At 52.8% G+C, this 25731-nt stretch carries 22 protein-coding genes and 1 pseudogene; 4 read left to right on the top strand and 19 right to left on the bottom strand.

Translation table 11 applies throughout. From position 1 onward, the window contains the following. Nucleotides 1-139 precede the first annotated feature (139 nt). From glmS to cdaA, 4 genes are all read right to left on the bottom strand, one after another. Nucleotides 140-1954, bottom strand: a complete 1815-nt coding sequence (gene glmS / locus RI501_RS04825; protein WP_313820596.1) for a glutamine--fructose-6-phosphate transaminase (isomerizing) — start codon at nt 1952-1954, stop codon at nt 140-142. A gap of 349 nt (nt 1955-2303) precedes the next feature. After that, the gene (glmM, locus tag RI501_RS04820) at nt 2304-3662 is read right to left on the bottom strand and encodes a phosphoglucosamine mutase (protein ID WP_313820595.1); all 1359 of its coding nucleotides are present in this window, start codon (nt 3660-3662) and stop codon (nt 2304-2306) included. A 38-nt stretch (nt 3663-3700) separates the two neighbouring features. Beyond that, on the bottom strand, nt 3701-4663 hold the full coding sequence (locus RI501_RS04815; RefSeq protein WP_313820594.1) for a CdaR family protein: 963 nt from the start codon (nt 4661-4663) through the stop codon (nt 3701-3703). Beyond that, nucleotides 4663-5511 (bottom strand): diadenylate cyclase CdaA, encoded by an 849-nt coding sequence (gene cdaA, locus RI501_RS04810; protein ID WP_313820593.1) that lies wholly within the window; start codon nt 5509-5511, stop codon nt 4663-4665. Before cdaA ends, RI501_RS04815 begins: the two co-directional genes overlap by 1 nt. Nucleotides 5512-5799: 288 nt before the next feature. Here cdaA and RI501_RS04805 point away from each other — a divergent pair, with 288 nt between their 5' ends. Continuing rightward, nucleotides 5800-6450 carry a DUF1361 domain-containing protein gene (locus RI501_RS04805; RefSeq protein ID WP_313820592.1) on the top strand — a complete coding sequence of 217 codons (651 nt, stop codon included), beginning with the start codon at nt 5800-5802 and terminating at the stop codon, nt 6448-6450. Between the two features lie 162 nt (nt 6451-6612). On the opposite strand, the pseudogene RI501_RS04800 reads toward RI501_RS04805, so the two are convergent. Both RI501_RS04800 and murB read right to left on the bottom strand, forming a co-directional pair. Further along, nucleotides 6613-8747 (bottom strand): annotated as a pseudogene (locus RI501_RS04800) (cation:proton antiporter). A 15-nt stretch (nt 8748-8762) separates the two neighbouring features. Next, nucleotides 8763-9671: a UDP-N-acetylmuramate dehydrogenase gene (gene murB / locus RI501_RS04795; RefSeq protein WP_313820591.1), complete on the bottom strand. Its 909-nt coding sequence runs from the start codon at nt 9669-9671 to the stop codon at nt 8763-8765. Nucleotides 9672-9934: 263 nt separating this feature from the next. On the opposite strand from murB, the gene RI501_RS04790 reads away from it, so the two are divergent. After that, nucleotides 9935-10699 (top strand): exodeoxyribonuclease III, encoded by a 765-nt coding sequence (locus RI501_RS04790; protein WP_313820590.1) that lies wholly within the window; start codon nt 9935-9937, stop codon nt 10697-10699. A 21-nt stretch (nt 10700-10720) separates the two neighbouring features. Further along, entirely contained in the window at nt 10721-11257 is a 537-nt protein-coding gene (locus RI501_RS04785) for a 3'-5' exonuclease (protein WP_313820589.1), read from the top strand. A gap of 145 nt (nt 11258-11402) precedes the next feature. On the opposite strand, the gene RI501_RS04780 is transcribed toward RI501_RS04785, so the two are convergent. From RI501_RS04780 to RI501_RS04765, 4 genes are all read right to left on the bottom strand, one after another. Continuing rightward, nucleotides 11403-11936 carry a GNAT family N-acetyltransferase gene (locus RI501_RS04780; RefSeq protein WP_313820588.1) on the bottom strand — a complete coding sequence of 178 codons (534 nt, stop codon included), beginning with the start codon at nt 11934-11936 and terminating at the stop codon, nt 11403-11405. Further along, nucleotides 11929-12405, bottom strand: coding sequence for a tRNA (adenosine(37)-N6)-threonylcarbamoyltransferase complex ATPase subunit type 1 TsaE (gene tsaE / locus RI501_RS04775; RefSeq protein WP_313820587.1), 477 nt, complete (start codon nt 12403-12405; stop codon nt 11929-11931). The genes RI501_RS04780 and tsaE overlap by 8 nt, the downstream gene beginning before the upstream one ends. 174 nt (nt 12406-12579) lie before the next feature. Beyond that, nucleotides 12580-13557: a phosphate acetyltransferase gene (pta, locus tag RI501_RS04770; RefSeq protein ID WP_313820586.1), complete on the bottom strand. Its 978-nt coding sequence runs from the start codon at nt 13555-13557 to the stop codon at nt 12580-12582. Nucleotides 13558-13604: 47 nt separating this feature from the next. Next, nucleotides 13605-14315: a uracil-DNA glycosylase gene (locus RI501_RS04765; protein WP_313820585.1), complete on the bottom strand. Its 711-nt coding sequence runs from the start codon at nt 14313-14315 to the stop codon at nt 13605-13607. A 132-nt stretch (nt 14316-14447) separates the two neighbouring features. On the opposite strand from RI501_RS04765, the gene RI501_RS04760 reads away from it, so the two are divergent. Then, entirely contained in the window at nt 14448-15014 is a 567-nt protein-coding gene (locus RI501_RS04760) for an LURP-one-related/scramblase family protein (protein WP_313820584.1), read from the top strand. A 65-nt stretch (nt 15015-15079) separates the two neighbouring features. On the opposite strand, the gene smpB is transcribed toward RI501_RS04760, so the two are convergent. The 9 genes from smpB to RI501_RS04715 form a co-directional block, all read right to left on the bottom strand. Next, nucleotides 15080-15553: an SsrA-binding protein SmpB gene (smpB, locus tag RI501_RS04755; RefSeq protein WP_313820583.1), complete on the bottom strand. Its 474-nt coding sequence runs from the start codon at nt 15551-15553 to the stop codon at nt 15080-15082. Nucleotides 15554-15568: 15 nt separating this feature from the next. Continuing rightward, nucleotides 15569-18025 (bottom strand): ribonuclease R, encoded by a 2457-nt coding sequence (gene rnr, locus RI501_RS04750; protein WP_313820582.1) that lies wholly within the window; start codon nt 18023-18025, stop codon nt 15569-15571. 10 nt (nt 18026-18035) lie between these two features. Then, nucleotides 18036-18788, bottom strand: coding sequence for an alpha/beta hydrolase (locus RI501_RS04745; RefSeq protein WP_313820581.1), 753 nt, complete (start codon nt 18786-18788; stop codon nt 18036-18038). Nucleotides 18789-18913: 125 nt separating this feature from the next. Further along, nucleotides 18914-19150 carry a preprotein translocase subunit SecG gene (gene secG / locus RI501_RS04740; protein ID WP_057731090.1) on the bottom strand — a complete coding sequence of 79 codons (237 nt, stop codon included), beginning with the start codon at nt 19148-19150 and terminating at the stop codon, nt 18914-18916. A 96-nt stretch (nt 19151-19246) separates the two neighbouring features. Next, nucleotides 19247-20782 carry a ClC family H(+)/Cl(-) exchange transporter gene (locus tag RI501_RS04735; protein WP_313820580.1) on the bottom strand — a complete coding sequence of 512 codons (1536 nt, stop codon included), beginning with the start codon at nt 20780-20782 and terminating at the stop codon, nt 19247-19249. Nucleotides 20783-20843: 61 nt separating this feature from the next. Continuing rightward, nucleotides 20844-21965 carry a hypothetical protein gene (locus RI501_RS04730; RefSeq protein ID WP_313820579.1) on the bottom strand — a complete coding sequence of 374 codons (1122 nt, stop codon included), beginning with the start codon at nt 21963-21965 and terminating at the stop codon, nt 20844-20846. 112 nt (nt 21966-22077) lie between these two features. Beyond that, a complete protein-coding gene (gene eno / locus RI501_RS04725) occupies nt 22078-23397 on the bottom strand; it encodes a phosphopyruvate hydratase (protein ID WP_313820578.1) in 1320 nt (439 codons plus the stop codon). A gap of 98 nt (nt 23398-23495) precedes the next feature. Next, a complete protein-coding gene (tpiA, locus tag RI501_RS04720) occupies nt 23496-24260 on the bottom strand; it encodes a triose-phosphate isomerase (protein WP_313820577.1) in 765 nt (254 codons plus the stop codon). A gap of 140 nt (nt 24261-24400) precedes the next feature. Further along, a complete protein-coding gene (locus RI501_RS04715; protein WP_313820576.1) occupies nt 24401-25603 on the bottom strand; it encodes a phosphoglycerate kinase in 1203 nt (400 codons plus the stop codon). Nucleotides 25604-25731 lie beyond the last annotated feature (128 nt).

Below are 25731 nucleotides of genomic sequence, written 5' to 3'. Positions count from 1 at the left end.
AGTTAGGGAACGCAAGATTTTAAGCTTATTGGGCCAAGATAATGCTGCCGAACTTCCCGGAGTCGTCCGGATGGATTAGGTCATGGACCAAAAAAGACGCTACCTCACGATAGCGTCTTTTCCATTCATACTGAGTTAATTATTCAACCGTGACACTCTTGGCCAGGTTCCGTGGCTTATCCACGTCTAAGCCCTTGTTCAGGCTGGTGTAGTAAGCCAACAGCTGTGCTGGGACAACCGTTAAGAGCGGCATCAACATCTCGTCGACGTCGGGTAAGACCAACGTATCGCCGTCGATGGCTAAGCCCTCACGCACGATGGTCATGGTCTTCGCTCCCCGCGCCATGGTTTCTTGCAGGTTGCTGCGAGTCAGGCCCGCCGTCTTCGACTGGGTAATAAAGCCGATCACCGGCGTGTCCTTTTCGATCAAGGCAATCGTTCCGTGCTTCAATTCACCGGACGCAACCCCTTCCGCTTGCACGTAAGAAATTTCCTTCAACTTCAAGGCCGCTTCCAACGATACCGCGTGGTCGATCCCCCGGCCGATGTAGAAGGCCCGGTTCGACTTCATCAAGTAATTGTTGGCGAGGTCTTCAATCTTGGACTTTTCGTCGACGATGGCTTGCATCCCCGTTGCGACCAAACCTAATTGTTGACGGACGTTGAAGTTTTGGGCCACGATTTGACCGTTAACTTCACCCAACGCCTTCGCCAAGATGGCTTCCAGCGCAATCTGGGCGGTGTAGGCCTTGGTCGAGGCCACGGCGATTTCTGGACCGGCATGTAACAACAGTGTGTAGCTGGCCTCACGCGACAACGTGGAGTTTTGCACGTTGGTGATGGTCAGGCTTGGGTAACCCGCGTCGTTGACGTTAACCAACACTTCACGGCTATCGGCCGTTTCCCCGGACTGCGTCAAGAAGATGAAGAACGGCTTGTCCGCTAACATTGGTTGTTCGTAAGCGAACTCGGAGGATACGTGAACTTCCGTTGGGATGTGGGCCAAGCGTTCGAATAACCGCTTGCCGACCAACCCAGCGTGGTAACTGGTCCCGGCGCCAATGATGTAGAGCCGATCGGCAGCTTGCATCGCCTTGACCAACTTGTCATCGATTTGGGGTTCGCCGTGTTCGGACAAGTAGGTTTGGGCCAATTTCCGCATCACGTTAGGTTGTTCGTCCACTTCCTTGAGCATGTAGAACGGGTAGGTCCCCTTGTCAGTTTCGTCGGCGTTCATGTCGACGTGGTAAGTTTTACGTTCAACGGGGTTCCCAGCGGCGTCTTGAATCTTCACGTCGTTAGGCGTTACCGTGACCACTTCACCGTCCATGATTTCCAAGAAATCGTGGGTCTCACGTAACATGGCCATGGCATCGGAGCAGACCACGTTGAAGCCGTCCGCTACGCCGACCAATAAGGGACTCTTGTTCTTCGCAACGAATAACGTATCGGGTTGTTCGCGATCCATTAACAGGAAGGCGTACGACCCCTTCAACAGACCCAAGGCCTTCAAGAAAGCCGCCTTGGCATCCAAGTGGTCTTCTACGGCAAACTTGTCGATTAATTGAACCACTACTTCGGTATCCGTTTGGCTCCGGAAAGGTACGTCGCTTAAGTATTGCGCCTTGATTTCTTGGAAGTTATCAATCACACCGTTGTGGACCAGGTAGAACCGGTCATCGTTAGAGAAGTGTGGGTGCGCGTTATCTACGCTAACCACCCCGTGAGTGGCCCAACGAGTATGGCCAATCCCGGTTGACCCGTGCACGTCCGGCGTAATCTTTTCCCGTAATTGAGAAATCCGTCCCTTAGTCTTCACTAAGTAGTCGTTCCCCTTCTGATCGTTAACGTAGATGCCGGCAGAGTCGTATCCCCGGTATTCCAACTTTTGTAGCCCTTCAACTAGGATTTTAACGGCATTATCGTTGCCCGTGACACCAACAATTCCACACATAAGTAATCTTCCTTTTCTCGACGACGTTCTGAAAACCACGCCTCGGTTAGTATTAATGATGAAAATGAATGAGTTTTCTTGAAAATTGGTATAGACTGAAACAATCTGAAAACTATTCCTGAATGACTATACTTTACAGTCTTCTAGCGGGGTTGTCAATCTAAAAACGTCAAAATGGTATATCGTTGTTTTAATATTCAACAAAGATCATCCAGCCACTTGATGATTTTACCGTTGATTTGTTGATTTACCGGGAATCCGCGCGAGACGACCTGCCATCACCTTGTCACCACAACTAAAAAAAGTCGTTGCCCAAACGCAACGACTTTCGCTTTCACTTCACGTTAACTTATTCCTTGACGCCCACTTCGGCCCGCACCACATCGGCGATGCGTTCCACGTAGGTGGCCACGATTTCCTTAGTTGGCGCTTCCGCCATCACCCGCAACAACGGTTCCGTCCCGGAAGGCCGAACTAACACACGACCGTCGCCGTTCATTTCCTTTTCCACGGTGGCAATCATGGCCTTAACCTGCGGGTTATCCATGGCAGCCTGCTTATCGGCTACCCGGACGTTGACCAGCTTTTGCGGGTAGGTCGTCACGTCGGCCGCCAATTCGGACAACTTCTTGCCGCTGGCCTTCAAGATGTGTAGCAATTGGAGACTGGTCAACAGACCATCACCGGTAGTATTGAAGTCGAGGAACACGATGTGGCCGGATTGTTCGCCTCCCAAGTTATACCCGGATTTGAGCATTTCTTCCACCACGTACCGGTCCCCGACCTTGGTCTTCACGGACTTCAAGCCGTGTGCTTCCATGGCCTTGTACATCCCCAGGTTACTCATGACCGTGGTCACGATGGTGTCCTTCTTCAACCGACCGTGTTCGGCCATGTACTTCCCGCAGATGTACATAATCTTATCGCCGTCCACGATATCGCCGTTTTCGTCGACCGCAATACACCGGTCACCGTCACCGTCGAAGGCCAACCCAATTTGGGCACCCTTTTCGACGACAAACTTTTGTAAGTTTTCGGGATGAGTGGACCCGACCTGGTCGTTGATGTTGATGCCGTTGGGCTTGGTGGCAATCGTGTCAAAATCCAGGTCAAAGTCGGCGTATAACCGCGACACTAAGCCGCTGGTCGACCCATTAGCGGCGTCGACGGCGATGTGCAGGCCGGCCAGATCATCAGAAATAGTTTGTTCCAGGAATTGAATGTACTTCTGGCTCCCTTCGGAATAGTCTTCGACCGTGCCCAGTCCATCCGTGGAAGGCCGCGGTTGGTCGTCGGTTGGGGAGTCCAACAAGGCTTCGATTTCCTCTTCCATGTCGTCGGACAGCTTGTAACCGTCGTTACCGAAGTACTTGATGCCGTTATATTCGGCCGGATTATGCGACGCCGTAATCATGACCCCGGCAGCGGCCCCTTGCGTCCGAACCAGGTAAGCCACGGCCGGCGTGGTGATAACGCCTAACCGTAAGACCTCGATGCCGACGGACAACAATCCAGCAACCAAGGCATTTTCCAGTAACTGACCGGAAATCCGCGTATCGCGTGCCACTAAGACTTGGGGATGCTTGTTTTCACTATCGGCGTGTTGCGTCAAGACATAGCCGCCGTAACGGCCCACTTTAAATGCTAATTCTGGCGTTAATTCTTGGTTTGCAACGCCCCGTACACCATCAGTTCCAAAGTATTTCATGACAGAATTCCTCATTTCTCAAATTTTTAAATGACAGATTAATTAGTCGTGGCCTTGACCGTCACTCGAATGGTTGCCGGATCGAAGGCCGTGACCTTGTTGTCGCTGGTGTCTAGCGTCACCGTCTTGGTGGCCGAACTCTTGACATCACTCACGTCCACATCGACCTGGGCCGAACTCAAGGCCTTGAGCTGAGCCGCACTCCCGAAGGCTTTCACCTTGGTGGTCGTACTGCTTAGTTTATACGTCATCCCGGACGAGCCATTCTTGGCGTTCAGCTTAACGTTCACCGTCTTGCTGGCGCCCTTGGTGATGGGTAGGTTAACCGTGGTGGTTGACGGCGTCAAGATCACGTTGACCGTTTTGCCTTGCTTATCCAGCGCTTCAATCACGGCCTGGCTATTCACGGTCTTCTTGGTGTTCTGCGGCACGGAAAGTTGGGCAATCACCTGATTGACCCGCGCAATCTCGTTGGCCGCCCCCGTTGCCTTAACGTTCGTCACGTCGGTCGTCGGGGTGCCCGCCGTGTAGCCCGACATAATGTTCTGCTGGTTATAGCGGACCTTCACGGGGAAGGAGACCGTTCGTCGCGGCTCGATATCTACAGTAATCTTCGCCGGTGAAATTGACGACTCGATCTCGTGATTCAGGCCTTCTTGGTGCAACGACACCTTGTGCTTACCGGTCCCCAGATCGCTCAGCGACGCGTAGACCTTGAAGTTCTGGGTGTTCGCTGTGGTGGTGACCAATGCGAGCGGGCCGCGTAAGGTCACCTTGACCTTCTCAGGATAGCCCGTCACGAAGTACTTATTGCTATTCACGTTTAGTTGGAGGGGCACCGACACCGTCATGGTCTTGGTGGCCGTTAAGGACGTCTTGCCGGAATTAGTCGCCTGTTGGCTGCTGGAAGACTGGGTACTATTCACGTAAAAGAAAAGTAAAATTGCTAAGATTAACGCGAGCACCCGGTAGATCCACGCCGTATAGTGTTGATTTTTCATTAGCGGCGCCCCCTATGCAGACGTTGGTCGACCCAATCCAATGCCGTCTCTAAAATATTGTGATTCGTCGCGGCTTCTTCGTTGACCAATTCGTGCTTCAAGAACTTGAGATAGTCCTCCTGGGTCAATCCCCGCAACAACTCGTTGTTCTTGGTGATGGAGACTTCCCCAGTCTCTTCGGAAATCACAATGGTTAAGGCATCGGTGACTTCAGAAATCCCAACGGCCGCCCGGTGCCGGGTTCCCAGTTCCTTAGGAATCAGGTTACTCTCCGACAACGGCAGGTAGGCCGCCGCCACCGCAATCCGATTGTTGCGAATAATCACGGCCCCATCGTGCAGTGGTGTATTGGGGATAAAAATGTTGATGAGTAATTCACCGGTTAGTTCGGCATCCAACTTGATACCCGTTTCGATATAATCTTCCAGTCCCGTGTCCTGCTGAATCGTCATTAAAGCCCCGATTCGACGTTTAGACATGTACTGAATGGCTTTATCCAAACCCGCGATCATCCGATTAGCGGCTTCATTTTCGTGCCGCATGCGCACGAATAACGAACCGCGCCCCAGATGTTCCAACCCCCGCCGAATTTCGGGTTGGAAAATAATAATGACCGCAATAACCCCCCAGTTAATCACCTGATCCATCAGCCACGAAACCGTGTTGAGACCAAAGTAACTGCTGATTACCTTGACCACCAGAATCAAAATGACGCCCCGGAAAAGCTGAATGGCCTTCGTTCCCCGTAACATGACGATCAGTTCGTAGATCACGAACCAGACCACCAGGATATCCAAAACGTTGACCAAATTACCTAACGTTAGGAGATTTCCCCAGTTCAGGTTCATTTGACTTTCCCTCCAAATTGAATTCAGATTTTATTATATCACGCCCCTTGGCCTTCCGCCGCAATTCCCCCCAATGTCTCGGAAAACTCGCGCAAATTTTATGAGTTTGCGGGCTCCCCGCTTCCAATCGACCTAATCTGGCCAATAAGTTTACAGAATTTATAAAGGTCACTCCCGGTTTAGCAGTCCCTTTTTAATTTCTGGTAAGATAGAAAGCATATTGTACTTCGAACCGGGAAATTCGCTGTAAAATAGAGGTAAATGTATGGAAGGGTTGGGTGATAGCTTATGAATCGGCGTGCCAAGTGGGAAATCCGTGGCTTCTTTATCCTGTGGCTACTATTCCTCTTTTTCCGCGCTCATGATCCCTTCTCGTTTCTGGTCCTGAACACCTTTTTGGGGTACATCCCCATCGAAATCAGTTTCCATTTAGGCCGGCAACGGTCGGCGTGGTTATTCTGGCCAATGGTCATCATCTGGCTACTGTTCTATCCGAACGCCCCGTACCTGTTAACCGACCTCTTCCACCTATCACTACTTCAGCCTTACGCGGTCAGCGGCCTGTTGCGGGTCACACCGCACATTTGGATCTACTTCACCTACCTGATTACCAGCGCGTTGTTCTGTGCGTTTCTAGGCTTCTGGAGTCTTAACTTCGTGAGTCAGAGCATCTCGGAACGCCTAGCTCGTGGTAATAACATCGTGCGGTTAATCGTGGTTTTAACGTTGACCTTCCTATCATCGGTCGGCGTCTACATCGGCCGCTTTCTGCGGATCCATACCATCTACCTCTTCTTAAATCCGGAGCAATTCATCAGGCCCTTAATGAACATGTGGACAAATGATTTATGGATATTCGTCATTCTGATGACCTTTATCCAGCTCTTCTGTTACTGGATCTTACACCTGATTATGACCGCGCAGAAACCCAGCGCTTAACTGACCAATGCTAAACGACCGTCAACGGAACAGTTCCGTTGACGGTCGTTTTTATGATGCGCTTTTAATGCTCACAGGGGTGGAAAATCCTAAATAAATCCCGGTCTAACAACCATTCAGCTCTTACCAATCGTCATTTTTCAGTTACTGGGCTTAAGCAAATTAATCGCCCTCGTCGTTACTGAGCGACATCACTAACACGTTTTCCGCGTAGTTGACGTATTGGCGCAGATGCGACGCCATCGCCCAGGAGATATTCCCCGCCTCTAGCAGGTTTTGGATCCCGGTCCGTTCGGCGCTCAATGCCCGCACCCGTAACTTATTGAATTGATGTTGATATTCCTCTTCGTGGGAAGGGGCCGCGGCCGCCTTGGCCCGCTCAATTCGGTTACGGTAATGGACAATCAGGTGGTAAATCGCCTGGTTATCGAACTGGGTTTCGTCGATATCCGTGCGCGACAGGTACTGCGACAACGTCTGAATGGCCGCCTTCGCCGTCTGCCGTTCAATCAGATTACTTTCAGCGTGGAGCCGGTCCGTATCTTCGGAATGTAACCAATACGCAGCGTTACGCCATAGGTGCTTAAAGAACAAGATCCAGTAATGTAAGACACTCGGCATGGCCCGCCCACTGGCTTGAGTCACCCGGCTTTCGAGACGTTCGATCCGGCGTAATGCCCCCACGTAGCTGGTCTGGGTAATCTTGTCTCCCTGGCGTAACTCCTTAAGCTCTTTACGTTCGCCCTCTAAGGCGCCTTCACGCAGCTTAAGTTCGTCGTTGAGGACCTTCTGCATGGTATCGTCCGCCCGGTAGCTCATTTCTAAGCGCCGAATCACGAACTGATAATCCAGAATCAAGTCGTAAGCGGCTCGCTGGTTATTTGGCCGCCGGAGCTCCTCAATCTTGGAGATGGCCAGACGCATGATGTAGGCCCGGGCCTCGTCCTCACTGATTTGCCGGACCGGTTCCTCGGGATATTCGTCGTCCACGTCGTCATCCAGGTCTAGATCGTTGGCAATCTCGTCACTGACACTCGCCCGCGTCTTTAGCGGTTGACCGTCCGTCGAAATCAACGGCAACATGATGGTCGCGGCAACCAAACTAATAATGATGACGCCGGACGCCACGAACAACATCAACGCCCGGGTCGGGAATCCGGCACCGCTGGCCACCGCCAACGGTACGGATAAGACCCCGGCCATGGTGACGGCGCCCCGGACGCCGGACAGCCCCGATAAGACGGCCATCCTAAAGCTAGGGTGCTCGGTCGTGGTCTTGCGAATTCGCTGGAAGAGGATGTACCCGTAAGTCCAAACGGTCCGGAGCACCACGATAATGACCCAGGTCCTCAGTGCGAACAGCATGGCTTCACCGGTATTGAATTGTCCCCCCTTGATGACCTGCGAGGTTGCCACGGGTAATTCGATCCCCAGGATCACGAACACAATCCCGTTTAGCGAATAGATGATAATGTCCCACACCTTTTCGGTGACCAGTTTGAGTTCTGGTGAGTCCTCCACAATTTGGCTTTCACGCGCATGGTACAGAACACCAGCCGTAACCACGGCAATCACGCCGGAGGCATGGGCTAGTTCTTCGGTTACCAGATATACCACGAACGGCGTGGCCAGCTGCAAAACCGTGTTAAAGACCACGTCGTCGATGCCTTGTCGCCGCAAAACATCCATCAGGAGCTGGATGGCCGTCATGATCAGCAGACCGGCCAAAAAACCGACGATACTGATGTAGATAAAATCGCTGGTCGCCGTTTTGAGGGAAAAGGCCCCGGTCACGGTCGCCGCCACGGCGTACTTAAAGGCAATCAGCCCGCTGGCATCGTTGATCAGGCTTTCGCCACTGACCAGATGCATCAGATTTTCGGGCAACTTGACCTGTTTCGAAATCGATTGCACAGCCACCGGGTCGGTAGGTGACAGGATGGCGGCCAAGGCAAAGGCCACCGTCAACGGCATTTTCGGAATCAGCCAGTAAATCAAGAATCCCCCTAAGATGGTCGTCAAAAAGACTAACCAGATGGCATTGGCAAAAATGGGCCCCGCAGACGCCAGAGTTCGCGCCGCGGGAAGCGCCGCCCATCGTTATACAGCAAGGGCGCAATGAAGAGCAGTAAAAACCAATCGGTCTCCAGTTCGATCTGGAATTTCCAGATGAGGGCCACCACTAGGCCCAGTACAATTTGAATTAAACTGACGGGGATAAAGGTGAGGTAGTGACTGATAATGTTGGAAAGTAAAACTAACACAATGAGCAGGATCACTGCTTCAAGTATTGGCAAAGAAGGTCCCCCTTTCTATGCTTGCGGTTCTTCGCCGATAATTCGGACTTCGGTCTCCAGGTGCACGTGATCGTGTTCCCAGATCACCGCTTGAATATGGTGAATCAGTTCCAAGTAGTCGGTCGCCGTAGCGTGGTCGATATTGACGATAAAGCCCGCGTGCTTGGTCGACACCTGTGCGCCACCCCACTTCAAGCCTTGCAGACCCGCTTCTTGGATCAACTGGCCCGTATAATGCCCCTCGGGGCGCTTGAAGACACTCCCACAAGATGGGAGGTCTAACGGTTGCTTAGCCGCCCGCTTAGCGTTTAAATCGTCCATCTGGGCTTGAATGGCCGTACCGTCGCCCGGTGCCAAGGTAAAGGTCGCGGTCAGCACGATGTCGTGGTAGTCCTGAATAGAACTGTGCCGGTAGCCAAAGTCCAGTTCGGTCTGGGTCAACGTGCGAATCTCGCCGGTGGGCGTCAAGACCTCTGCCGCCGTGGCCACCGTTGCAATTTCGCCACCGTAGGCGCCCGCGTTCATGAAGATAGCGCCCCCCACACTCCCGGGAATTCCCGCCGCAAACTCTAGCCCAGTCAAGCTGTGAGCTTGGGCGACCTGGGTGGTCTTAATCAACGCGGCACCGGCCGCAGCCGTCACCGTGTGGGCGGCTTCGTCGACCGTGATTTGGTCCATCTTGGTCAAAATCATGACGAGGCCCCGAATCCCACCATCCCGCACGATCAGGTTACTAGCGTTACCCACCACCGTGATAGGCAGGTCTAACTGATTCGCGTAAGCCAGCAGCGACTTGGTCTCTTGCACGTTGGTTGGAAAGGCCAAGAAGTCGGCGGGTCCCCCCGTCTTAGTGTGCGTATAGTGAGCGAGTGGTTCGTGGCGTAAAATTTTTACGGCTGGAAAGGCCGTTACAATATCTTCCATGATTAATGATTTCCCTTCATCTTGAAAAATTTCGGGCCGGGTGCTCGGCGTTACCAGTCACCCAGCCACCAGTCATGAGACATTACCGAACTGGCATGGCGGACTTTTCTGGTCGTCGTGAGGTTGGCGTAACACCCAGCAAAACCCGTTAAGGCATAGGAATATTTTAGCATGAATTTTCACAAAACAACACGTGAAACGCCTGAAAACGGGTGAAAACTCTTTTTCTGTTATACTAGACTTATTCGTTGGAGGTGTTTTTCGTGAAATTTATTTCGTGGAACGTCAATGGTCTGCGGGCCATTGTCAAAAAGAATTTTATGGTGACATTTAAGGACCTCGATGCCGACTTCTTTGGCATTCAAGAAACCAAGTTGCAGGCCGGCCAGATTGACTTGGACATCCCCGGTTACTATCAATACTGGAACTATGCCGAACGGAAGGGTTACTCCGGGACGGCGCTCTTCACTAAGCACAAACCGCTAGCCGTCCACTACGGCATCGATGCCCCCGACTTCGACCACGAAGGTCGCGCCATCACCCTAGAATATCCGGACTTTTACGTCCTCACCTGTTACGTGCCGAACTCCGGGACCAAGCTTAAGCGTCTGGACTTTCGCCTGGGTTGGGAAGACGCCTTTCTCGCCTACTTAAATCAGCTAAACGCTAAAAAACCGGTCATCTACTGTGGGGACCTAAACGTTGCTCACGAAGAGATCGACCTGAAGAATCCCAAGACCAACCACCACAACGCCGGCTTTTCTGACGAGGAACGGGAGAAGTTCTCCACGCTCCTAGCCGCCGGTTACCTGGACACCTTCCGGCACTTCTACCCAGACGCCACCGGTCGGTATTCCTGGTGGAGCTACCGGTTCCACGCCCGCGATAACAATGCCGGCTGGCGCATCGACTACTTTGTCACCAGTCAACGCTTGCAAAACCAACTCCAAGACGCTAAAATCTTAGACCAGGTCATGGGGTCCGACCACTGTCCGGTCGAACTCGACGTGGCCGACTTAACCGTTTAATTTTGAAAGGAAGATGCCGTCGTGAACTTTGTCGCCACGGACTTTGAAACGGCCAATGGCAAGCGTTATAGCGCTTGTTCGTTGGCGTTAACCATCGTCCGCAATAGCCAAGTTGTCGATGAATTTTACTCACTGATCAAACCCGATACCGACTTTTTCTGGCGTAACGTGCAGATTCACGGGATCCACGAAGCCGACGTGGCCAACGCCCCCACCTTTCCCGAGGTCTGGGAACACGTGGCACCGTTCTTCCAGCGCGACCGGCTGGTGATTGCCCACAATGCGCCGTTCGACAACGGTGTGTTGCGCAGCAGTCTGGAACACTACCGGTTACCTGCCGCGCGGTACTTGACCCTCGATACCGTTAAAACCAGTCGGAAGTTCTTCCCGGAATTTCCCAACCACAAGTTGGATACGGTCTGTGATCAACTGAACATCGACTTACACCATCACCACAACGCGTTAGACGACAGCCTGGCGTGCGCCAACATTTTACTGTACGAAGCCAACCACTTCGGCACCCAGCCACTCAAATCGTTTATTAAGGTGAATGCTTAGCCGTTAAGCGTGGGTCAAAGGACGCTTAGCTGGTGCACGTTTCAACATCAAATGTTCGGAGAAATAAAGGAGCCTGGGATCTTTATCCCAAGCTCCTTTATTGTACTGTCATGAAATAGACCCGCACAGCTACCGGACCCACGTCTTAATTTTCATCCGCTAAGCCTTGGTCGTTCAACGGGTAAACCATCTCTACGGCCGTGACTCGGTGACCAGTATCGTCCGTGATGGTTTCCGGCGGTGTCTTGGTTCGGGTAAATCCCAGCTTGGTGTAAAGCTTCACGGCCGCCACGTTACGCGTCTGCACGATTAGCCCCACCGCCGCCAACGAACTGGCCGTTTCGGCCCAGTACAAGGCCTCGTCAACCAACGCGGTGCCAATGCCCTGATGCCAATAGGTCCGTTCCACGGCCACACCCAGTTCACCCACGTTACCTTCGTGCGTCGGTGAGACCGACAAGACCCCAATTAGTTGTTGTCCCAGACTGGCCACCAAGAGCAGGTGCGCCGGGCTGCGCTTAATCTGTTCAATCTGCTCGCCCTCTTGATCGACACTGATGGGATCATCGGCATCGGCCAACGTAAACGTGTCACTTTCTTGCTGCAGGCGCTCTAGCAACGTTAACAGTTGCGCGGCGTCCGCGGCTCCCGGTAAGCGAATCGCGACGTCCTCACTCATGATGGCTCGCCTCTAATTGCGCGACCAGGTGCGCGAAGTGGTCACCGTGGGGCTCAAAGGTCAACGTGCGTTGGGTCTCCCCCGCATCATCATCTCGTTTGAACACAATTCGTAGATAGTGTGCCGGTAATTCATCGGCAATGAACTGGGACCATTCGATCACGTTGACCCCGTCACCGTTAAAGTATTCTTCTAAACCCAATTCATCCCCACTACCGTCTTCCAAGCGATACACGTCCATGTGGTACAGCGGTAACCGGCCCCCTTGGTACTCGCGGATAATGGTAAACGTCGGACTCTTCACGTTACGCTTGATGCCTAACCCGGCCGCTAAGCCCTTGGTAAACGTGGTCTTACCAGCACCCAAATCGCCGTCGAGCAAGATCACGTCCTGGGCGCGTAGTCCGGGCGCAAGTTGCCGCCCGAGGGCCATCGTCATTTCCGGATTTGTGACTGTCAATTCTAACATTCCATTAACTCCTTTATGCCCAATCTTTAAGTAAGCTAACCGCTCAACGGTCTACCTTCCCCAATATCAGCAGGCGCCCCGTTACTTACCAACTAGCGTTACTCGAATTCATTACAAATAATACCCGGATTGCCGTTAAAGCGCAATCCGGGTACCCGTTGACTAATTGAATCGTTAGTTTAATGCTTGAGCGGCCGTAATAATGGCGACCTTATAGACGTCTTCTTCGTTGCACCCACGGGACAGGTCGGAAACCGGCTTGTTCAACCCTTGGAGGATTGGGCCGATGGCTTCAAAGCCCCCGAAACGTTGGGCAATCTTGTAACCGATGTTCCCAGATTGCAACTCAGGGAAGACGAAGACGTTAGCGTGCCCCGCCACGTCCGAACCCGGTGCCTTTTGCGCCGCAACCGTTGGAACGAAGGCCGCGTCAAATTGAAGTTCACCGTCAACTGCCAAATCTGGGGCCGTTTCGTGGGCAATCTTCGTGGCTTCTTGAACCTTAGTGACCATATCGCCTTTAGCGGAACCCTTAGTCGAGAAGCTTAACAGGGCAACCTTCGGATCAATGTCAAAGACTTGGGCCGTGTGGGCACTTTCAACGGCAACTTCGGCCATGCCGGCCGCGTCCAACTCGATGTTAATCGCACAATCCGCAAAAACGTAGCGCTGGTCGCCCTTTTGCATGATGAAGGCCCCACTGATCCGCCGGACGCCTTCCTTGGTCTTGATAATCTGTAAGGCTGGCCGCACGGTGTCCCCGGTCGCATGGATGGCTCCCGAGACCATGCCGTCAGCTTGGTCCATGTACACCATCATGGTCCCGATGTAGTTGGGATCCTTTAGCATTTCCGCAGCCTGTTCCGGTGTGTTCTTACCGTGCCGGCGGGCCACCAAAGCGTCTAACATGGCCTGGTGTTGGTCGGCCGGAATACTTTCGGGATCCAGTACCGTCAGCTGACTCAAATCGATGTTGTGGGCCTTGGCCGTGGCGGCGATTTCCGCTTGCTTGCCCAACACGATGGCCTTAATCAGACCGTCGTGGGCTAAGCGACTAGCCGCGCCTAGAACCCGCTGATCGGCGCCTTCCGGGAAAACGATGGTTTTATTTTTGCCGTTAATCTTTTGCTTAAGACTATCAAAAAGTTCCATAGGTGAAGACCTCCATAAAATGTCCTACGAATCAATTCTCTTTATACTCACGCGTGGTTTTGTGAAGCGTCGTCGACACTTACCGTGGCCGGCAATTGCCAATCGATGGGCGTTTCACCTAATGATGTTAGAGCGATGTTGGTTTTAGAAAAGGGCCGGGAGCCGAAGAACCCCCGGTTAGCCGATAACGGACTCGGGTGCGCCGATTTTAACACGATGTTGGTCTTGGTATCGATCAACTTAATCTTATCCTGCGCCGCACGGCCCCAAAGAATGAAGACGACTGGTTCCGGTCGTTCGGACAACTTGTGAATGGCTGCGTCGGTTAGGCGTTCCCAACCGTGGCCCTTATGAGAAAAGGCAGCCCCATCGCGAACGGTTAAAACCGAGTTCAGGAGTAAGACTCCCTGATCGGCCCACTTCTTCAAGTAACCGTGGTTGACCGGGGTGCACCCCACATCCGTCTGCAGTTCTTTATAGATATTCAGTAACGACGGTGGAATCTTAGTTCCCGGCATCACGGAAAAACTGCACCCGTGCGCCTGGCCCGGATTATGATACGGGTCTTGACCCAAGATCACGACCTTGACCTGACTAAAGGGCGTCCAATCGAACGCGGTAAAAATGTGATACATATCCGGATCAATCCGGTAGTGCTGATACTCTTCTACCAAAAATTGACGCAGTTCTTGATAATAATCCTGTTCAAATTCGGGCTCCAGTACCGGCCACCAATCATTATGAATAAACGGTTTCATTCCCAACACCTCAGCCTTTATTTTAGCATAATGCCCCGGGAAATGATATTCCCGAACACGAAGTCCAAAACATGGTAAAATGAAGAAAATACCGTTGCAATTACGCAACAAATTCGTTATTGGAGGTGCCCCATGCGTCAACTGTATCTCAATCAAGCTGCCCTGTCGGCCCGCGCGACCACGGTGATTCGCGATGCTCAAAATCAGTCGTGCTACCTTCTGGTCGGCAAATGGGGCCTCCGGGCCGACGTCTTAACCGTTTACTTGATCGATGGCTCACTCGAAGCCGAAGTTCGCCAGGAATCGTTAGGCCTCCTGCCCCGGTTTCGGTTGCTCTACCACCGACAACCCGTCGGCCACGTCAGCAAAACCTTCGGCGTGATTCGTGAGGTGCTGTTCGTCCGCGGGCTTAACTGGGTCATCATGGGTAACCTGAATAGTGGGCGTTTTCGTATTTTTCACGGGCGCGAATTGATTGCCAACATCGCGCCGGTCTCGGCAGACGGTCAAACCATTTCGTTAGCAGTCGACCAACCCGATCACGAAGCCCTAGTGGTCTGCCTGGCCGCCATCCTCGATCGCTGGGCCAAGCACCAACAACGCCGTTTAAACCCCTTAAAGAACCGGGGCTGGGCTCCCGGCCTGTCGTCGGAAGTCGCTCCCTTCGTCACCCACGAACGGGACCCCAAGGGCGATTAGCCCCATTCAATCAACCAATATAGCGCAAAAAAGTCTGGGACCGCAGTCTCAGACTTTTTTGATGGTTAATAATGTTTCATGACCCGGGCAATCTGCCGATCCTGCTCGCGTCGCTTCAGGGATTCACGCTTATCATACTCACGTTTCCCGTGAGCGACCCCGATCAAGACCTTCGCAAACCCGTGCTTGAGATAGACCTTCAACGGAATCAGGGTAACCCCCTTGTCCTGTGTCGCCAAACCCAAACGCTTGATTTGTTTTTTGTGGAGCAGTAATTTACGATTTCGCAACGGATCGTGGTTAAACTGGTTGCCTTGCGCGTACTCACTAATGTGTACGTTCATCAACCAGGCTTCGCCGTTACGAATCTGGGCGAACCCATCCTGTAAGGTGATTCGCCGTTCCCGCATCGACTTAATTTCGGTCCCGGTTAACACCAAGCCCGCTTCGACCGTTTCGGTCACGGTATAGTCATGCCGGGCCTTACGGTTTTGCGCGAGTTGGTTATCCGGAGTCTTTTTCGGTTTCCGTTTAGCCAAAGGTATCCACCTCGCTTAGTGCCGGTTCCCGTTTTGCGAGTTCCGGTGTTGTCCACCGCCGTGATTCGTGTTGCGGTGGTTATTCCCGGCGTTCCCGCGGTGGTCCGAGGACCGGTGATTATTATTGTTATTACGGTGACCGGCGCCACCGTTGTTGCGGTTACCGCCGTTACCACCATTGCGGTGATTACGGTTCCCGCCATTGCCACCGTTGTGACCGCCGTTACCGTGTTGGTTGTTCCGGTTGTTACCGAAACGACCACCACCACGGGAGCGGTGTTCCCGGTGCGGCAAGAGGTCGCTAACCGGCGCGTCTTCTGGATTTAACAATTCAAAGTCAATTTCACTTTGTTCCTTATCCACGTGAATGACCTTAACCCGAATAGGTTGGCCGATCCGGTAAGTCCGCCGCGTGTTGCGGCCAACCAAGGCCAGGTACTTCTCGACGTATTCGTAGTAGTCATCTTGCATCCGGCTAATGTGAATCAGACCTTCGATGGTGTTCGGTAATTCGACGAACATCCCGAACTTCATCACGGAACTGACCACGGCGTCAAATTCTTCGCCGACGTGGTCCGCCATGTATTCAGCCATCTTCATGTCGTTCGTATCCCGTTCAGCATCGATTGCCCGCCGTTCCATTTCGGAAGTGTGGACCCCGATTTCTTCCAGAACTGGTGCGAAGACTTGCTTCGACGCATCGTTGATTCCGTGGTCTTCGTAGTAGTGAATCATCCGGTGCACCATGGTATCTGGGTACCGCCGAATTGGTGAGGTAAAGTGGGTGTAGAATTCTGCCCCCAACCCGAAGTGTCCCAGGGATTGGTCACTGTACCGCGCTTGCTTCAAGCTCCGCAGCATCATAACCGAGACCATGGCTTCTTCCGGCTTACCAGCGACCTGCTTTAAGATGCCTTGCATCATCTTTGGCCGCAAGTGGTTCGGGTCACCCTTGACGTTGATTCCGAAGGCCGTCAAGAATTCGAAGAAGCTGCGGACCCGGTCGCCATCTGGCGTTTCGTGGACCCGGTATAGGAACGGCACCTTAGCGCGGAAGTAGTGTTCCGCGACGGTTTCGTTCGCGGCCAGCATGAAGGATTCGATCATCCGTTCTGCCAGACCCCGCGTCCGTAACTTCACGTCGATTGCGTGGCCCTTGTCGTCCACGATGATTTCGGCTTCGCGGTCATCAAAATCAATGGCCCCCCGGTTCTTCCGGTGCTTGAGTAAGATTCGGTGTAAGTCGCCCATGTCTTCAAACATTGGGACTAATTCCTTGTAACGGTCCATGGTCACCGCATCGTGGGCTTCCAGGATTTGGTTAACGGCCGTGTAGGTCATCCGGGCCTTCGAGCGCATCACGGACGGGTGAATCCGGTGCTTGACCACGTTACCTTCTGGGTCGATTTCCATGTCACAACTCATACATAACCGCAATTCGCCCTCGTTCAGCGAGCAAATACCGTTCGATAACCGCCGGGGTAACATTGGAATCACCCGGTCAGTCAGGTAAACGGACGTGCCCCGCTTGTAGGCTTCCTTATCGATCAACGAGCCTGGTGTCACGTAATGCGACACGTCGGCAATGTGGACCCCTAAGTGGTAGTTCCCATTAGGCAACTTCCAGGCAGTCACGGCATCGTCCAAGTCTTTAGAAGACTCGCCATCGATGGTTACCAGGTTCTGGTTCGTGACGTCTTCTCGTCCCTGCATTTCTTCGGGCAACACGTGATCCGGAATTTCATCGGCCGCTTGCATCACATCTTCCGGAAATTCAGCCGGAATGTTGTGTTGGTAAACGATTTGTAAGATGTCGATCCCCGGGTCATCAACGCTCCCGATGACCTGCTTGGCAATCCCCACCATGGCATCGGGATGCGCATCGTTAGGGTATTCCGTGATTTCGGCCGTCACAACCTCACCGGGCGTTGGCTTCAAACCCACGGCGGTGATGTAGAACTTGTACTTGAGTAACTTCTTGTCCGTTAGGCGGACTTGGCCTACGTAGCCGGCATCGTCATCGGTCTGCATGAACTCACCAACGACTTGTTCGTAGTGTCGTTCAACGATCTCGATAACCTTACCTTCGGGACCCTTACCCGTACGGGGGTCGCCAGCCCGGACAATTTCAATCTTGACCGTGTCGCCGTTTAGGGCCCGCATGGTGTTATCCGGCGCGATGTAGGCATCGGGTTCCACCTTGTTTTCGTCGTAAGCCACGAACCCGAAGCCCTTGTCGTTACCGTGGAAAATCCCGGTTAAGACCTTTTGGCTCGGATCCAGTTGAAAATGCCCGCGGTCGGTGACTTGTACTAAGCCATCCCGCTCGAGCTGCGCGAGTTCTTGGACGATCAGCTTAAATGCCGCTGACCCGTGGTAATGGAGGGCATCCGAAATGTCCTCAACGGTATAGGTTTGATCCGCATGTGCGCGGAAAAACGCTGTTAAATCTGCTTTTAAATTATCTTGCACTATAAATTCCTCATTGTTTTTCAAAGATTGGGTGTAAAAACGCTAAAATATCCGTCTCAAGCGCATGGTGGGCCGAATTGACGGTCAACACGTGACCTGCGCCGACGTACTGATGATAATCAATTTGATCAGCGGGATAGGCCGCCGCCAACCATTGGCCCGAGCGCGGATCGATCATTTGATCGGCGTCGCCCTGCGCAATGAAAACCGGTTGGTGAATGTCCCGTAGATGGGTGGCCGTGGTATCCGCAAAGGCCTGAATCGCCGTTAACTGCGCGTTCAGGTGAGCTTGCAACCACGCCACTTTTTGGTCCTGTGCCGCCCCCACAATGTGCTGGGCGCGGTACGTGGCGCGCGCCATCTCAATAAACGCGGTCGGAACGCGCGTCTGGCCCCGAAAGATCACGGGTGACGCAATCGTGCCGCCCCCCACTAGTTGCGGGTCTTCTAGTAACGCCCGGGTGGCAAACAGGCCGCCCAGCGAGAGACCAAAGATGGCAATTTGTTGGTACCCACGTTCTCGTAAGAAAGCAATCGCATCGCGGGTATCTTGCCACCAGCGTTGTGGTGAGCCATCCCGCAAAATATCGGCGGGATCCCCGGTCGCGTGCCCCGTGAGGATTGGCGCGAGAACCGTATACTGCTCGCTTTGCAACTTACGTGCTAGCAAGCGCATGTCGTTAGAGCTACCCGAATAAGCGTGCAATAAAATTACTGCGTGAGGGCCCTGCTCAAAGAAGAGCGGGACTGGTTTTCGAATCATGTCAAACCACCGCTTTCCGCTATCGAAGATAGTCTGTACTGCGATTCTGCCGGGGTCATTTTCAGGCCACGACAGTTTTAACTAAAAAGCCCCCTGCTTAGTAAAACGGACAGGAGGCTGCATCTCTAATGTGAAGATAGATATACTAAAGCCATTGCCAGCGCAAAGAAGATGATCCCTAAGACGACGGTCACTTTTTGCATGAAGGCTTCGAACCCTCGCGGCTTTTGCTTTGCAAAGAGGTCGTCGGCACCACCGGACAGTGCTGACAACGCATCGTTCGTCTTAGCAGGCTGCATCATAACCGCAATGATAATTAAAACACTGACAATTAGAATACAGGTCATTAAAAAATTATACACAAATTTGCCTCCTACCTACCGAATAGGTCTAACTATACTCCCCTTAATCTATCATAATCGACTGCTTTTTACCAGCCCCAGGCCTAAAAACCCCGCTTAACCGTCTAGCCGACGCATTTGTTGACGAACGTAGGCCCGATTATGCTGATAGGTTAGAATAATCAAAATATCGCCGGCGCGCAATAGCGTATCGCCGTGAGGAATGACCTGCCGTTCTCCCCGTCGCACACCAACTAACAGGGCGCCTTGGGGCCACTTAATGTCACGCACTTGCCGTTCAACCAACGTAGAATCTTCGCCGATAGGATATTCCACGCGATCAGATAGGCCGTGCGCATCGGGATCCGCCGGTGTAACCATTTTCTCCAGCATGGCTTCGTAGATGGGCGCCCCACCTAAGATATCCACGGTAATGTACGCCACGATGGCGACCACCGCTAACGGTAAAAGGTGTTGCAAGCTCCCCACCATTTCGGTAATCAACAGAATCGCCGTAAACGGCGCCTTGGAGATGCCGGCAAAGTATCCCGCCATCGCGTAAATCATAAAGTTCGCGATAAAAACGGCGGGTAACCACCCCAGCAGAACGAAACTTCGCGCTCCAATCGCCCCCAACAACGCACCTAACGTCAGGATGGGCAAAAAAATCCCCCCTGGGAGGCCGGACCCGTAACTTACCATGGAAAAGATTAACCGTAGCCCGAAGTAGCCGATTAAGGGAACCAGGAGCGGCGTATGCTGAGCAAACGACACAATCATCTGATTCCCCCCACCCAGCGTTTCCGGCCAGAGCAGGCCAATGGGAATCACTAGGAGAAACGGAATAATGCCGTTCAGGTGGGCGGGTAACCAGGTCAACTTAGCGTACAACTTGCCACCATTTAGCGTTCCCAGTTGGTAGACGTAGCCCAGTAGGCCCAGCCCCACGCCTAGAATTAACAATAGCCCGTAATACTTTAGCGGCAAGGCGTGCTGATAGGCGATGTGCAGGACCGGCGTTAGCCCAAAGACCTCACTGGAGATGAAGTCGGCGACTACCGCGCTGGTCAGTGACGTGATCCACACTAACGTGGAGAAGCTATGATACACCTCTTCCAGAATAAAGAGGGTGGAAGCAATGGGCGCGTTAAAGGCCGCAGACAACCCGGCAGCAGCGCCCCCCGCAATCAGTAAACGCCGCTGGCGACCATTAAAATTAAATCGCTCAGCCATCCCCTGCACGACGGTACCGCCCAGTTGAATCGACGGTCCTTCCCGTCCCAGAAAGAGGCCGGAACCAATGCCTAAGATGCCACCCACAAACTTTTTCCAGAGGACAGGCCACCACGGGTAGTCCATCTCTCCCGCCAATTGACCTTCAACCTGCGGAATCCCCGAACCCTTAATCATGGGTGTCCGCTTGACCAGGCGCCCAACAAAAATCGCCATTAAAACCAATAAAATAGCCCAGGGCAACAACCACCATGGGTGTCCCCCGAGCCAACCGTACGTGGTTTGCATGAGTTTGAGGAGTTGTTCAATACTTAATCGAAACGCACTTACCACGACCCCCGCCCCGATACCGACCAATCCGCCGAAGCCGATAGCCTGAACCCGAGTAAAGTCGTGACGCGTTGCTGGTTGCTGTTGCATGTTTCGTGTTCCTCCCCGTTTTTCTGTCTACATTTTAGTGTAGCACAGAATTTCGGAAAGCTTAGCGAAAACGACGATAAACTAGGGTGCTGGTTAAGGTAGTGGCTAAAAGCAGCAGGCCACCCCATCTCGCGGCTGACGATTGACTACCCGTACGCGGCAGCCGCGGGGCCGTCAGCCGTTCTCCCTCGGCTAACCGGGTGGCCCGGTGCCGTAATTTCGGCTGTGACCCAGTCCGTCCCCGTCTGTGGGTTACTGACGACTTAGCGTGGTGGCCCGGTCTGGTCGTGGCGGGCACCATTGCGGTCAGTGGCACATGGTCGAGGGCCGGATCACTTGGGTGCTTTTTTGCGACTGTCGCTGGCCGCGAAACGGTCGCAACCGCGGGGAGAACCGGTGTCGGTTGCTCCAATTGGGGCCCCCTCCCCTGCGTGCTTGGTTCTAAGTGTTGGCCGAGGGGCCCCGTCGGCCGGTGAGTATTTGTCACCGAGGACTGGGGCCGCGACGCTGGTTGTTCTGTCCCAGTGGTAGGATGCGGCTTGCCAGACAAATTAGATTCCGGCTGCGCGGGCGGCTGAGGACCGTTGACTGTCCCCGTCGCCGATCCTAGTTGACCGGGAGCCGATGAACTGGAACCCCCTGATCCCAAATTACCAGCGGTTGGAACGGGCTGCACCTCAATCCGCCACTTTGGTAGGGCCGTCAACACCACCCGGTTCTGGTCCTCTGGGTGACTCAATTGATACCCCGACGGTAGTTTAAATGCCGGATGGCCCCCTAAAGTTAAATGCGAGTTCCCCGTCACCACGGCCGAGTGACTGAGGGGAGTGGGGTTCCCCTTCTGATAATAATCGATGTGGACCCCCGCACTTTGGGTTCCCGCGTAATCTACCCGCACGGTTGTTTGACCACCCGCCACAGCTTGCTGCGCATCCGCTCGCTTCAACGCCGCTAATTCTGGCAGGCCCGGTACCGGCTCTCCCACGCGCACGGTTTGATTCACCGTTTTAAACAGTCGTGTCGTGGGCCTTAGTTGATCACTATCCGTCCCCGTAACGTAGTAACTAACCGCAACCGTGATCTTTGCCGGTTGAGCGGCCGCTTGCACCGGCATGGCGTAACTACCCCAACTTCCCAACAGCGTAATGCCGACTAACCCAATCATCCGTTTTAATTTCACCATTCTGACGCCTCCTTTGCTGGTACTTCCGCAAATTACCGGTCATTTTTTGGCAAAAAAAATAGGATTCCCTCATTACAGAGGAAATCCCATTTTAAAGTTCAGTAAGATCAAATTACTTGTTGATGATGGCTTCACGCGCATCTTGGTCCAAGTTGTAGAAGGAGTGAATCCCCTTGTATTCGGACGTCTTACCCAAGTTGTCTTCGATCCGCATTAATTGGTTGTACTTCGCGATCCGTTCGCCACGGCTCATCGAACCAGTCTTGATTTGGCCAGCGTTTAAGGCCACAACCAAGTCAGCGATGGTCGTATCTTCGGTTTCACCAGAACGGTGAGAAATCACGGCCGTGTAACCAGCTTGCTTAGCCATTTCAACGGCTTCAACGGTTTCCGTCAAAGTCCCGATTTGGTTCAGCTTGATTAAGATGGAGTTGGCAACGCCCATCTTGATCCCCTTAGCCAGGTAGTCCGTGTTGGTAACGAATAAGTCATCCCCGACGATTTGGACCTTCTTGCCCAGGCGCTTGGTAGCCATTTGCCAGTCTTCCCATTCGTTTTCATCCAGTGGGTCTTCGATGGAAACAACTGGGTACTTGTCAACGATGCCTTCAAGTAAGGTAACGAATTCTTCAGCGGTGTAGCTCTTGCCGTCACCCACTAATTCGTACTTCTTAGTGTCAGCATTGTAGAATTCGGAAGAAGCACAGTCAAAGGCAATGGCAACATCCTTACCAGGCACGTAGCCGGCTTGCTTGATCGCCTTAACCAAGATTTCGAATGGTTCTTCGTTGTTCTTCAAGTCAGGAGCAAACCCACCTTCGTCACCGACGGCAGTGGAGTAACCTTCATCGTTCAAGATTGACTTCAAGTTGTGGAAAGTTTCGGAACCCATCCGGATGGCTTCCTTGACACTCTTCGCACCAACGGGCATGATCATGAATTCTTGGAAGTCAACCTTGTTGTTGGCGTGCTTCCCACCGTTGATCACGTTCATCATTGGCGTTGGCAGTACGTGACCATTGAAACCGCCCAAGTAGTTGTACAGAGGCATTTCTAATTCGTCAGTAGCAGCCCGTGCAGCAGCTAAGGAGACACCCAAAATGGCGTTGGCACCTAATTTGCCCTTGTTTGGCGTACCATCTAAGTCGATCATGGCTTGGTCGATACCACGTTGGTCCGTGACATCGTAGCCGACGATTTCCTTAGCAATCAGCTTGTTAACGTTGTCAACGGCCTTGGTAACACCCTTGCCCATGAAACGGCTCTTGTCACCATCACGAAGTTCAACGGCTTCGTGTTCACCAGTGGAGGCACCAGAAGGAACGATCCCCCGGCCCATAGCACCAGCTTCGGTGTAGAGTTCAACTTCAACAGTTGGGTTACCACGAGAGTCTAAGACTTCGCGTGCGTAAATATCAGTAATCAGTGACATTGTATTCTCTCCTTATGAAAGTTTGACTTCACGGGAACAAAACGCCCATCCCACGTTACATTCTATAAGTTTAACTTTGAACTTTCAATTATATTTTGTTAGTTTTCCAAATTTTGATAGTTTGCTAGTTGAATAAACGAGTCTTCGGTCAGACTAGAGCCCCCAGCCAAAACACCGTCGATGTTTCCCCGAGCCATCAACCCCGCGATGTTATCCGGTTTCACACTTCCACCGTACAGCACCCGGATGCCGTTAGCCAGGTCATCCGAATAAATATCGGCCAAAGTTTGGCGAATCAAGTAACACCCTTCTTCGGCCTGGTCGGACGACGCAGAGGTCCCGCTACCGATAGCCCAACTAGGTTCGTAGGCCACCACAATGCGGGCCGCGTCTTCGGCACTCACGCCCTTCAGCGCTGCACTGACTTGGTTGACCACCCAGTGAATTTTTTCACCAGACTCGCGCCGACCCATGGTTTCGTCACAGCAGACGATGGGGGTCATCCCGTTGCGAAAAACCGCTTGGACCTTCCGGTTGATGACGTCATCGGTCTCGTTAAAGTACCGCCGCCGTTCCGAATGGCCACAAATGACATAGGGAATCGCCATCTGGTGCAGTGCCTTAGGGCTAATCTCCCCCGTATAGGCCCCCTCATCTTCGTAATAACAGGTTTCTGCAGCAATCCGCAAAACCTGATCCACGTTGGCTTCCAACATCGTTTCCAAAAACAACGCCGGCGCCGCTACTGCCGTTTCCACCTTATCGGGTGCCGGTAACTTGCCCTGCACCGCGGTGACAAACGCGCGGGCTTCTGCAACCGACTTATTCATCTTCCAATTCCCTGCAATCAGTGGTATCCGCAACCTAATCCGCCCCTTTAACATAAAATTGCTTACGCTTCATCATCTTACCGGACTTTCCGCCAATCTACCAGTAAAAGCCCTTTCAGCTGCACCTAACCAAAAAGCCGTGATGTTCCCACCACGGCTTGACGGTATTTAGATTACTTGTCAGAAATGGCCGCAATCCCTGGTAACGTCTTACCTTCGAGGTATTCGAGGGAAGCCCCACCACCAGTGGAGATGTGGGATAACTTGTCAGCCACACCGAGTTGTTGAACGGCGGCAGTGGAATCCCCACCACCCACGATCGTCTTGGCGTCACTTAACGTCCCCAAGAACTTACCGATTTCTAACGTTCCTTCGGCGTAGTTACTCATTTCGAAGACACCCATTGGGCCGTTCCAAACAACGGTCTTAGCCGTCTTCAGAACGTCTTCGAATTCCTTGATGGACTTTGGTCCGATGTCTAGGGCCATGTACCCATCCGGAATATCACCATCGACCGTCTTGTGAGCAGCATCGTTGTCGAACTTTTCGGCAACCACGGAGTCCACAGGCAATACCAGCTTATCGCCAGCCTTGTCCAAGATTTCCTTGGCTAAGTCAATCTTGTCCTTTTCAACTAAGGAGTTCCCAATCTTCATGCCCTTAGCAGCGTAGAAGGTGTAGGTCATTCCCCCACCGATCAAGACCTTGTCAGCCTTGGACAGTAAGTTGTCGATCACGCCAATCTTATCAGAAACCTTAGCCCCACCTAAGATGGCGACAAATGGGTGTTCTGGATTGTCGACGGCGCCACCGATGAATTTGATTTCCTTTTCCATTAAGAAACCAGCAGCGGTTTGGGCCATGTTCGAGGCAATGCCGACGTTCGACGCGTGAGAACGGTGAGCCGTCCCGAACGCATCGTTAACAAAGACGTCACCCAGTGAAGCCCAGTACTTGCCCAATTCAGGGTCGTTACCGGATTCACGCTTGACGTATTCGCCGTCCTTTACGTCTTCGTAACGGGTGTTTTCCATGACTAAAACATCGCCGTCACTTAAGCCGTTAATGGCGTCTTCCAGTTGTTGACCTTCCGTCGTTGGTACGAAAGTCACTGGCTTGTTTAACAAGTTAGAGAGCCGTTCCGCGACTGGACGCATGGACAGACCTGGCTTGTCTTCTTCCTTCTTAACCCGACCCAAGTGGGACAGTAAGATGGCCTTACCACCGTGTTCGATAACGTACTTGATGGTTGGCAATGCTGCCACGATCCGGTTGTCGTTGCCAATCACACCGTCTTTGATGGGAACGTTAAAGTCGACACGCATGAGGACTTTTTTGCCCTTTAACTCTAAATCAGAAACCGTTAATTTCGCCAATTTAGAAAATCCTCCTTCAATTGATGACCAAAATGATTACTTTCACAATATACAGCACTTACCCGTGAATTTCAAAGGACTTCTCCTAATTTCACCGGGACAATCAAAAACGCGTCGAGGAAGACCCT

The organism is Levilactobacillus zymae (genome assembly GCF_032190635.1).
GTDB lineage: Bacteria > Bacillota > Bacilli > Lactobacillales > Lactobacillaceae > Levilactobacillus > Levilactobacillus zymae_A.
This window is presented reverse-complemented; position numbering and strand designations above follow the sequence as displayed.

Excerpts from the sequence above, each read along its gene's own strand:
- glmS (WP_313820596.1), bottom strand. The coding sequence starts at position 1,954 with ATGTGTGGAATTGTTGGTGTCACGGGCAACGATAATGCCGTTAAAATC.
- glmM (WP_313820595.1), bottom strand. The coding sequence starts at position 3,662 with ATGAAATACTTTGGAACTGATGGTGTACGGGGCGTTGCAAACCAAGAA.
- RI501_RS04815 (WP_313820594.1), bottom strand. The coding sequence starts at position 4,663 with ATGAAAAATCAACACTATACGGCGTGGATCTACCGGGTGCTCGCGTTA.
- cdaA (WP_313820593.1), bottom strand. The coding sequence starts at position 5,511 with ATGAACCTGAACTGGGGAAATCTCCTAACGTTAGGTAATTTGGTCAAC.
- RI501_RS04805 (WP_313820592.1), top strand. The coding sequence starts at position 5,800 with ATGAATCGGCGTGCCAAGTGGGAAATCCGTGGCTTCTTTATCCTGTGG.
- murB (WP_313820591.1), bottom strand. The coding sequence starts at position 9,671 with ATGGAAGATATTGTAACGGCCTTTCCAGCCGTAAAAATTTTACGCCAC.
- RI501_RS04780 (WP_313820588.1), bottom strand. The coding sequence starts at position 11,936 with ATGAGTGAGGACGTCGCGATTCGCTTACCGGGAGCCGCGGACGCCGCG.
- tsaE (WP_313820587.1), bottom strand. The coding sequence starts at position 12,405 with ATGTTAGAATTGACAGTCACAAATCCGGAAATGACGATGGCCCTCGGG.
- pta (WP_313820586.1), bottom strand. The coding sequence starts at position 13,557 with ATGGAACTTTTTGATAGTCTTAAGCAAAAGATTAACGGCAAAAATAAA.
- RI501_RS04765 (WP_313820585.1), bottom strand. The coding sequence starts at position 14,315 with ATGAAACCGTTTATTCATAATGATTGGTGGCCGGTACTGGAGCCCGAA.
- RI501_RS04760 (WP_313820584.1), top strand. The coding sequence starts at position 14,448 with ATGCGTCAACTGTATCTCAATCAAGCTGCCCTGTCGGCCCGCGCGACC.
- RI501_RS04745 (WP_313820581.1), bottom strand. The coding sequence starts at position 18,788 with ATGATTCGAAAACCAGTCCCGCTCTTCTTTGAGCAGGGCCCTCACGCA.
- RI501_RS04735 (WP_313820580.1), bottom strand. The coding sequence starts at position 20,782 with ATGCAACAGCAACCAGCAACGCGTCACGACTTTACTCGGGTTCAGGCT.
- RI501_RS04730 (WP_313820579.1), bottom strand. The coding sequence starts at position 21,965 with ATGGTGAAATTAAAACGGATGATTGGGTTAGTCGGCATTACGCTGTTG.
- eno (WP_313820578.1), bottom strand. The coding sequence starts at position 23,397 with ATGTCACTGATTACTGATATTTACGCACGCGAAGTCTTAGACTCTCGT.